The 6,611-nt window shown below is 41.2% G+C and carries 9 protein-coding genes; 5 read left to right on the top strand and 4 right to left on the bottom strand.

Annotated features, from left to right (window positions below):
* The first annotated feature begins 783 nt into the window (after window positions 1-783).
* The gene (locus tag MO387_RS20560; protein ID WP_242326491.1) at window positions 784-1,653 is read left to right on the top strand and encodes a phage integrase N-terminal domain-containing protein; all 870 of its coding nucleotides are present in this window, start codon (window positions 784-786) and stop codon (window positions 1,651-1,653) included.
* Window positions 1,654-1,701: 48 nt separating this feature from the next.
* Window positions 1,702-1,842: a hypothetical protein gene (locus tag MO387_RS20555; protein ID WP_242326490.1), complete on the top strand. Its 141-nt coding sequence runs from the start codon at window positions 1,702-1,704 to the stop codon at window positions 1,840-1,842.
* Here MO387_RS20555 and MO387_RS20550 read toward each other — a convergent pair.
* Window positions 1,839-2,036: a hypothetical protein gene (locus MO387_RS20550; RefSeq protein WP_242326489.1), complete on the bottom strand. Its 198-nt coding sequence runs from the start codon at window positions 2,034-2,036 to the stop codon at window positions 1,839-1,841. The two genes, MO387_RS20555 and MO387_RS20550, sit on opposite strands and share 4 nt — an antisense overlap.
* Window positions 2,037-2,153: 117 nt before the next feature.
* Here MO387_RS20550 and MO387_RS20545 point away from each other — a divergent pair, with 117 nt between their 5' ends.
* The 3 genes from MO387_RS20545 (at window position 2,154) to MO387_RS20535 (ending at window position 3,011) form a co-directional block, all read left to right on the top strand.
* Window positions 2,154-2,417, top strand: coding sequence for a hypothetical protein (locus MO387_RS20545; RefSeq protein ID WP_242326488.1), 264 nt, complete (start codon window positions 2,154-2,156; stop codon window positions 2,415-2,417).
* Window positions 2,418-2,494: 77 nt separating this feature from the next.
* Entirely contained in the window at window positions 2,495-2,737 is a 243-nt protein-coding gene (locus MO387_RS20540) for a type II toxin-antitoxin system RelB/DinJ family antitoxin (RefSeq protein WP_242326487.1), read from the top strand.
* Window positions 2,727-3,011: a type II toxin-antitoxin system RelE/ParE family toxin gene (locus MO387_RS20535; RefSeq protein ID WP_242326486.1), complete on the top strand. Its 285-nt coding sequence runs from the start codon at window positions 2,727-2,729 to the stop codon at window positions 3,009-3,011. The genes MO387_RS20540 and MO387_RS20535 overlap by 11 nt, the downstream gene beginning before the upstream one ends.
* Window positions 3,012-3,815: 804 nt before the next feature.
* On the opposite strand, the gene MO387_RS20530 is transcribed toward MO387_RS20535, so the two are convergent.
* From MO387_RS20530 to MO387_RS20520, 3 genes are all read right to left on the bottom strand, one after another.
* Window positions 3,816-4,439 carry a hypothetical protein gene (locus tag MO387_RS20530; protein WP_242326485.1) on the bottom strand — a complete coding sequence of 208 codons (624 nt, stop codon included), beginning with the start codon at window positions 4,437-4,439 and terminating at the stop codon, window positions 3,816-3,818.
* A 324-nt stretch (window positions 4,440-4,763) separates the two neighbouring features.
* Window positions 4,764-5,213 (bottom strand): hypothetical protein, encoded by a 450-nt coding sequence (locus tag MO387_RS20525; protein WP_242326484.1) that lies wholly within the window; start codon window positions 5,211-5,213, stop codon window positions 4,764-4,766.
* Between the two features lie 54 nt (window positions 5,214-5,267).
* Window positions 5,268-5,945, bottom strand: a complete 678-nt coding sequence (locus MO387_RS20520) for a replication initiation protein (RefSeq protein WP_242326483.1) — start codon at window positions 5,943-5,945, stop codon at window positions 5,268-5,270.
* Window positions 5,946-6,611 lie beyond the last annotated feature (666 nt).

The raw sequence follows: 6,611 nt of genomic DNA, 5'->3' as shown, positions 1-6,611 counted from the left end.
AGATTTACGGCGTTTTTTCTTAAAATGGCAATCGTTCTGTCAATATCAAGATAACAATGCTTAAAACGCTTCCTAGGCGTTTTAACGAGGCCGTTATGAAGTAAAAAATAAGACGAAATCCCTTAAAACACCGCCATGTTTTTAGCGGATGGTTTGTGATTTTTCTTTGCCGCTGAGTGCATGCCGGCTAGCGAAGTCTGCCGGTATGCGTGAAGTGGCCGGCTTGGGATAGTTTGAAAAAGTTACGAATTCAAATGTTAAAATAAGCCAACGTAGAGGGGGGTATGTCACTCCATTTTAAGGGAGTGACATACCCCCAGGTGTGCTCCTCATGCGGGGAATGTTGGCTTCTTTTGGCATTTTAAGCGCGTGATAGCGGCCGCCGCTATTGCGTGCGAATTTGGCTTGCGGTAAAGTGACATTTCTTCCAGCGCATCTCTCGATGCTTCAATATTTCCCCTTAAGAAAAACCTTTTTTGCTCCCGTCCAACAGGACGTTTGTAGGATCACTGACTAGCACTCAGACTTGATGGCGGCGCTCAACAGAGACGCATCATTTGTGGCAATTGCCCTTAGCAACACTTGCTCAATACCCTCGTGGGTTCTTACCTGTTCTCGGCAGTAGGAACGAGCATTAACACTAAACTGACTTCCGAAATGGCCGCCTAGCGAATGCTACAGGCCGTTGTGTTGCTAATCCGCCAGAGCAAACTCTTTTCCATTGTTAATGCGCCTATTTGGCGCATTCCCCTTTTTGATTTTGTTACTTTTTCAAGGGGTTTTATGGCTTCCACTTTCTTTTTTCAGGCTAATCAATTTTTGAAGCAACACTGCGCCAGTTCATTCGCAACGAAATCGGAGCGGATTAAAACGATCCGTTTAGTCGATAAGCAATTGAGAGAATTAGGGTTTAAAAATCTGCAGTTGAAAGGGCTAAAGCCAAAACATATTGATGCACTGTTGCAAAAATGGCAGGCGAAAAACTTGTCTGCAGGGACAATTAAAAACCGGATGGTGCATATCCGTTGGCTAACCGAAAAAATAGGCAAAAAGGGCGTTATATCGCCGTCAAATTCGGATTTAGGGATCGATAAGCGGGTGTATGTCACCAATGAAAATAAGGGAAAAACGCTTACCGAAGCCCAACTTAATGCGGTGTCCGATCCGTATATAAAAATGTCGCTACAGCTTCAAGCCGCGTTTGGCTTAAGGCGCGAAGAAGCGATGAAGATTATTGTCGATAAGGCAGTTCAAGGCGATCGTTTGCTGTTGGATGCGTCTTGGTGCAAAGGCGGCAGAGATCGCGCGATCCCAATTTTGACGGACGAACAGCGCCAACTATTGGCACTGGCGAGCACGTTAACCCGTGGACGTTCGCTCATTCCGCCGCAGTTAATGTATGTGCAGCAAATGAAACGCTACGAAAATACCTGCCTTAAGATTGGTCTCGATCGGGCGCATGGCTTGCGTCACCGCTACGCGCAGCTGCGCTATGTCGCTTTAACCGGTTTCGAATGTCACGCAGTATCTGGGGTCGCGGCAAGAAGGCTGTCAGAGGCGCACAGGGCGTTAGATAAAATGGCAAGGGCAATCATTACGCAGGAGTTAGGCCATGGCCGGTTGCCGGTCACGGCTGTTTATCTGGGTTCTTAGTGCTGCTACTATCAACTTAGTGCAATATCCAATCGGGAGGCGGGTGCCATGAGTACAATTCAGATTATCGGTTTTTTTCTTATTCTCGCGACCTTTGGCACGCTGATTTATTCGGGATACTTGTTATATACCCATAGCAGCTTACCTGATCAGTCTGGTAAGCCTCGTCTGCGTGGTAAAAAGCGTTAGTGCTTTTTTTCCTTCACTAACATATCGCTGGCGCTGTCATATACCCAATGCTCATTGGGGGCGAGTTGATGCTTTCCTAACACATTCGCAGCCCGAACGAGCCAGTCCTGTACCTCGGGGGAATCCATTGTGTGATGACCTGGGAGCGCCAGTAACGCTGCTTTTAACGCTTGCTCTTCAGGAGTGAGTGCCATGTTAAATCCTCTTCATTTGGTCACGATATTATCTTCATCTCGTCACGGTAGTCGTCACTTGATTATGTTACTTTTTCAATGTATATTGATTTTGTAACTTAATCAAGGGTGGCATTTATGACAGAACAATCCAAGTCAAATAACCATGGTGGCGCTCGCCCAGGTGCGGGTCGTAAAACCAAGTATGAAAAGACAGTCGTGATGCGGGTGCCTGAGAAATATCAAGAAGTGATCAAGGCGCTAATCTCCCACCTGGATAATACCGCTTACATCGATGGTCACTACATAAAAGGCGAAGTTTCAGATCCGGTATTTCTGAGATCTTTAGAAGATAACGCTCAGAACATAGCCTTTTCCACACAACCAATCTTGAAAAAGTAACATAATCAAAATTTTTCTTGTATTGTTTATGTCTGCTCCCCATAATGTAATTACATTTGTAATTACGGTGAGTGGCTATGGGCACAATTAATATTCGCGTCGATGACGAACTTAAAGAGCGTTCTTTTGCTGCGTTGGAAAAATTAGGCGTGAGTCCCTCTGAGGCGCTACGTCAGACATTGGAGTACGTGGCAAACAGGGGCGTTTTGCCATTTAAACCGGTACTGCTAACTGCAGATGATGAAGCCCTGATTACCTTGGTAAGAGAGCGTCTAGCGAACCCTCGCAAGGGTATCGAGGTTTCGCTCGATGACCTATAAGTTGGAGTTTGACCCCCGCGCTCTGAAGGAATGGCACAAGCTAGGCGATACAGTTCGCCAGCAGTTTAAAAAGAAGTTGGCTGAGGTATTGGTTCATCCCCGTATTGATGCCAACCGGTTGCGGGAGCTGCCAGACTGTTACAAAATCAAGTTGCGTAGTGCTGGTTATCGTTTGGTATACCAAATACAGGATGAACGGATCACCGTTTTTGTTGTGGCTGTTGGTAAAAGAGAAAGTGCTGTTGTTTATAACGATGCAAATAAGCGGTTATGATTTTAAACAAAGCGCTAGATAGAAAGGTTGGTAGCGAAAAGCGCCCCTAATATTAAAGAAGCGCTTGTCGTTAAGATCTAAAATAAACCGAACATTAAAACCAGATTCATACAGCGAATCAATGTAGATAATGGCAATTGCGGTAAATGATAGTGATAATGTACATTTATCACTAAATTCAACGAATTAGGGTTATCCATGTGGCCTCCTTTTTTTTGAAGGCACATTTTCATATAGGAAAGCTTGATAGCCTTTCCTGCATGGCATATATTGGCTATAACACGTTAATGCGATAACGCTTTATTGTGTTACTTATAAGGTACCAAATAAGTAAATGCGCCTGCATTGATCTTATGTGTGATTGGTTTGTTTGCCGCATTCCAATCACACTCCCTCACGCCTCTGACTCATCAAAAATCAATCCAACCGAAACTACTATATGTTGTGCTGATTAGCGCTTACCCAACAAGATAGTGAGGTTTGCACCTATTTGCAAGTCTGAATTTAGGGGATATCTTGTGGATATCTTGTTCGTTAAAATACCGCGTTAGAAATAAGTAAGCATGCGGAACGATTGGTAAAAATAAGCATTGGAATGTGATTTCGTAGCCAAGCTAAAATAGGCTTTTCTGGATGGGGAAAACTCCTAAATATGGTTATAAACTTTCAGGGTTTTTTAGAGGTTTTTTGACAAGATAACTAGGGTAAATGGTCTGTTATGGTATTTATTTACGCTTAAATCTAATTTTAGACAGTAAACTTAGTCATTTAACATAACTGCCAATTGTGCGCTATTTCTTTGAGTTACCTAATTAATAGATTCCCTACGATCTTATATACGTTATGAGCGTGTTTATCTTCTTTCGTGAAGTCTAACTCTTCACTTTTGTAGATGTGAATAAATGAATGATTATAAAGGACGTCTAGTGACGATCTTATGTGGCAAGACTGAAGCCCTGTCCACTCCCTGATCTTTTCATAGCTAATTTTCACATTTTGACTGGAATTATCCCTTAATGCTAAAAGAGATAAATATATTTTTAGTGCCCCAAAAGCTGCTATGCCTCTATTAGGAATGTTCTTTAGGTTGGTTTTTATCGTTGTAGATGGCATTTTTGCCCAATTAGAATCCTCATGAAGCTCTGTTAGTGTGTATAAATTAGTATTCCACTCTCTATCTACTACAACCATTTCTTCTTTTTCTAATTTATAGATCCCCTTCATCACCATAGGTCTAGATAGCCCCGTAATAACCTCAATGTCACTTATCGATATTTTTGCAGAAAGACTTTTGTAATCAATGTGTAAAGCTATGCACGCAAGAACTTTAAGTGAAGCAATACTCTCACCTATTTGCTTCCCACCATTAAAGTTTTTGAGCCTTTCTTGTCTAAACCACCATGTCGGAAGTCTTTGAAAACTGCTCATTTTATATCCTTGTTTTTTCTTACGATGGAATTAACAACATCAAGAATTTTTACTATCACTAGTAGCAATCCTACGATTACCAGTAGGTATGCTTTGTCGTTCGGCATTAATAATATCAAGTTTACGATGTCTTCAAGTTTGTTCATTTTTTGCTCCAAAAAAGATGTCATGGTTAAACTTTAAATTATTAACCAGAAAACTATCTAGATAGAGAGCTATTGTTATACGTCAGAAAAAAATTATTTTATCTTTTTAAATCAAATGATTACTGTTATTTTTTTTAGTTAATGACTATTACTAAACTAGTAAATGACAGACTTATTTTTAGCTTTTAAAGCGTGATTTTATTTCTTCTCTCAGTAATATGTCAGCCATGCATTTTATTTCTTTGGGCCAACTAGGATCATCTTCAGGACGCGTACTTTGTTGTCGATCTAGCTGCTTTTCTTTGCCGTTTAACTCATTGGTATAGGTAAGCCTATTCGTTAAGTTTGTCATCTGACTCTTCATTTCTGCCACCTCTTTCCTTAGGTGTTCGATTACTTCAAATAACGCAGAATTTTCAGGTGTTTCATTGTGTTGCTTTTCTTCGTTGCTAACTGTTGCAATCGCTTTTAATTCACCATAAACCCGCAGAAGTTCTGATGTATCAACAAATGGCAGGCCATCTCGATCTCTTTCCGCTGAAAGCTTACCTGAGTTGATATGGCGCCATATTGTCGTCCTGTTTTTCCCTGTTACTTTGGCGACTTGAGATAGATTTAATTTTGCCATGTTGCACCAATATTTTAGCATCAAGAGATGCGGTGTTGCTTGTGTTGCATTGGATTATACGTCTAATTTCATCTGTTTGTTTTGTTTAAACTCGAAGCTGAGAGCCGCAACTGAACGCCCTTTCTTGATCGTTTCATATTTGATAGTTAAATCACTTCGCTGGTTAAGTTCATCAACCGAGGGTTTTATCACATCTCTATTTAATATTTTAAAAAGAGGATATTTATCAGAAAGTCCAAGTGCTGATTTGAAATCGTCTAGGTAGATTATTCGTTCCCCAGTGCTATTAAACTTCATCAGAAGTTCATAGAGACGAATCGAGTGTGAGGATTGGAGTTCTGCTATATGGCGTAATTTATACGAAGTGAAGCGGCTTTGAAGGCAGCTAATGTATTTCAATACATCATCAGACCAGGTGATCGTTACACTGCCAGAACCTTTTATTTTCTTTGATTTTTTCTGTATCCAATGAACTTCGATATCGTCGTTTCCATCCCGTATTTTTATCGATGAACCAAATAGAGAATCTGCAGCCAAGTATAGTTCTCTGTGTGCATTAGGGATTCCCATTAGTTCAGAAAACTCTAGTGCTGTTATGGTTATTTCCTTTGGTATTTCTCGTCTAGGGTCAACCTTCCCTAAACAGGCTAAAACAAGCTTTTGAGCTTGCACGTTCAGTTTGTAACTAGCATCTACCAGCTCGTTAGATTTAGTTACGGATAAATTGTTCAAAGGTGAGACCTCCTATTTAAAAGCTCACTTTTAACATAGGTGAGTAGAAAATAAAACACCTCACCCAATTAAGTGGATAGAACTGCGAATCCTCTCACCTATAAAACTAAATTAACTGCGAATCTTCTCACCTATAAAGTGGGTAGAACTGCGAATCCTCTCACCTATAAACGCTACAGCCCTTGGTACACAAGGGCTGTAGCGCAGCTAAAAACAAGAAAGATCTTAAAAAACAAGAAAGATCTTATTAAAAAGGATTTCATCTGTGGATAAATCAGTAAATTTGAACATTTAGCGGCTGCGCCGCGACCAAGGGCTTCGCCCTAGTTCGCCTAAAGGCTCCACCCTTACCCAAAAATGCCTCGCCATTTCCTGCCCTTGGCAGGGGCGAGATCTAAAAGCACCGCTGTAAGTGGATTTTGTCTTCGACCATTTAACGATCACAGTGCGGATAACCCGTTACCCTGCGGGGCTAGTTCGCTACGCTCACGGTCTAGCAGAAAGATAAGGCGAAAATCGGCAGTAAGCGTCCTAAATCAAGATTTACGGCGTTTTTTCTTAAAATGGCAATCGTTCTGTCAATATCAAGATAACAATGCTTAAAACGCTTCCTAGGCGTTTTAACGAGGCCGTTATGAAGTAAAAAATAAGACGAAATCCCTTAAA

It is taken from the genome of Shewanella sp. N2AIL (assembly GCF_022690845.1).
In the GTDB taxonomy this organism is placed as follows: Bacteria; Pseudomonadota; Gammaproteobacteria; order Enterobacterales; family Shewanellaceae; genus Shewanella; species Shewanella baltica.
This window is presented reverse-complemented; position numbering and strand designations above follow the sequence as displayed.